2 protein-coding genes are annotated in these 2,484 nt (G+C 35.6%); both read left to right on the top strand.

The window, feature by feature from the left end; translation table 11 throughout:
- The first annotated feature begins 122 nt into the window (after window positions 1-122).
- Complete coding sequence (istA, locus tag HNQ35_RS13895; RefSeq protein ID WP_146938863.1) at window positions 123-1,679, top strand: IS21 family transposase; 1,557 nt, start codon at window positions 123-125, stop codon at window positions 1,677-1,679.
- 1 nt (window position 1,680) lies between these two features.
- Window positions 1,681-2,427: an IS21-like element helper ATPase IstB gene (gene istB, locus HNQ35_RS13890; RefSeq protein WP_146938862.1), complete on the top strand. Its 747-nt coding sequence runs from the start codon at window positions 1,681-1,683 to the stop codon at window positions 2,425-2,427.
- Window positions 2,428-2,484 lie beyond the last annotated feature (57 nt).

The following is a 2,484-nucleotide window of genomic DNA, read 5'->3' as shown; positions in this document are numbered from 1 at the left end:
TGTAACTGCTAGAATAGAATCAACAGTTTCTGCTTGATAGAATTGAACACTTTTCTATTAAAATAGCCTCCTAATCAGTTAAACTAATAAAATAAAAGTTAACTGATGCGGAGGATGAGAAGGTGTTGAAATTGGAGAAACATGTACAGGTTCATCAATTAAGAAAAGAAGGATTTAGTATTTCAGCAATATCAAGGAAATGTGAACTATCTAGAAACACGGTATATGCATATCTAGAAATGGAATTTGAGGAGGCTGTTAACTGGGTGAATGACTTAAAAACAAGAAAGAGAAAGCTTGATCCTTATCGAGATACTATTCTGGGATGGCTAAAAGAGCATCCAGATCTCTCTGCATCACAAATTTCAGATTGGCTTGAAGAACGTTGTTCTTTTAATGATGTTGGAGATAGTACTGTCCGTACATATGTAAAAGAACTACGAGAACAATATCATATTCCGAAAACAACTCATTCTAGAACCTATGAAGCAGTAGAGGAATTACCTAAAGGTAAACAAATGCAGGTTGATTTTGGGGAAATAACAGTTGGAACAACACAAGGAGGAAAAATAAAAATATACGTTATTGCATTCGTACTCTCTCATTCGCGTTATAAATACGCCGAATGGCAAGATCGACCATTTAATACACGTGATGTTTTACGCTGTCATGAAAATGCGTTTCAATATTATGGTGGCAGAACAGATGAGATAGTGTATGATCAGGATAAATTAATAAGCGTCAGCGAAAATGGAGGGGATATTATATATACAAAAGAGTTCCAGGCTTATAAGCAGCAAAGAGGATTCCGAATTTATTTATGCAGAGCAGCTGATCCAGAATCAAAAGGAAAAGTTGAGAACGTGGTAAAGTTTATCAAAAGAAACTTTGCGAAAAATCGATTGTTTCATCAAATAGATACATGGAATGAACAATGTCTAGCGTGGTTGAAACGAAAAGGGAACTTTCAAGTACATAATACAATAAAAAAGAGACCTGTCGAAGTGTTTGCCGTGGAAAAGCCACACTTACGAGAAGTCTCCACCATACTCTCTTTCGAGAGTAACCTTGCACCAAGTATAACAAGAATAGTCCATAAGGACAATATTATTAAATATCGTTCTAATCGCTATTCTGTTCCATTAGGCACTTATAAACCAAACGGGAACAATACTGTTTATTTACGTATAGAAAAGGACCAGTTAATTATTGAAACCTCGCCACAAGGTAAAACACTAGCTGTGCATCCTTTATCCCATGGGAAAGGTCAGCTAATTAAAAACAGAAATCATTCTCGTGATCGCTCCAAAGGAATTAAATCCTACATGGAGACAGTAAAGAAATCGTTTAATAATACAGCAGAAATTCAGCTATTCCTGGAAGAAGTTCAAAAACGTTATCCAAGATATATACGAGATCAATTACAAATCATTCAAAGGGTGTCAAAAAATTATTCCTCTTTCAGCAATCAGGCTTTAGAGGTTTGCATAAAAGAAAATCTTTGGAGTGCAAATGATTTACAAGATGTAGCAAAACACTTAGAGAAAAATGAAAACAACAGAGACCCTGAAAAAACTGAGATTCCAGCTTTAGAAAAGACATTTTCAAACTCAAATTATTATGAAAAAGCAACATTAAGAGAGCTTGATGGATATCTCAAAATATTAGGAGGTGTTTAAGATGAGTTATTCAGTAGAAAGCCTCCAAAGGCAATTTAAGCTGTTTCGTATGTCAGAGACAGCAAAGGAATTACCAGATTTCCTTCGGAAAGCAGAATCCCATTCTTGGACATATCAAGAGTTTCTTCATGAATTATTAAGCTATGAAGAAAGTTGTAGAGAACAGAAAATGATTGAAAAGCATTTAAAATGGGCTCGTTTTCCCTACCAAAAAAGCTTAAACGAATTTGATCTTCAGGAACAGCGTTCACTGAGTTCCAGACAGTTAAAACAACTTAAAGAGCTTTCCTGGCTTGAGCAGTCTTTTAACCTAATATTTCTCGGACCACCGGGAGTAGGTAAGACTCATTTGGCGATTGGTCTCGGCCTAGAAGCTATACAAAATGGACAACGTGTATCATTTATTTCAATGGGTGAATTAATTCCTCTCTTAAAAACGGAAGAGTATTTGAGAAAAGCCCAGATACAATTAAATCGTATTCGCAAAGCAGATTTGGTTATTATTGACGACTTAATGTACATGGCGATGGACCAGCACGAAGCTAATTTGTTTTTCCATCTAATTAATCATTTGTATGAACGAAGTTCTATCATATTGACCTCCAACAAAGGTCCTGAGGATTGGGGAGAGTTGCTTGGTGATCAGGGAATCACCACAGCTATCCTAGATCGTCTTTTACATCGGTCGGAAGTTATTCACCTAAATGGTGAAAGCCACCGAATTAAATATAGGAAGTCTATATTTTAATCGGAAAATGTTCAAAATTAATGAGCAAAAAGTGTTCAATTTTACTTGACGGTTACA

The organism is Cerasibacillus quisquiliarum (genome assembly GCF_014202495.1).
Classification (GTDB): domain Bacteria; phylum Bacillota; class Bacilli; order Bacillales; family Amphibacillaceae; genus Cerasibacillus; species Cerasibacillus quisquiliarum.
This window is presented reverse-complemented; position numbering and strand designations above follow the sequence as displayed.

Excerpts from the sequence above, each read along its gene's own strand:
- istB (WP_146938862.1), top strand. The coding sequence starts at position 1,681 with ATGAGTTATTCAGTAGAAAGCCTCCAAAGGCAATTTAAGCTGTTTCGT.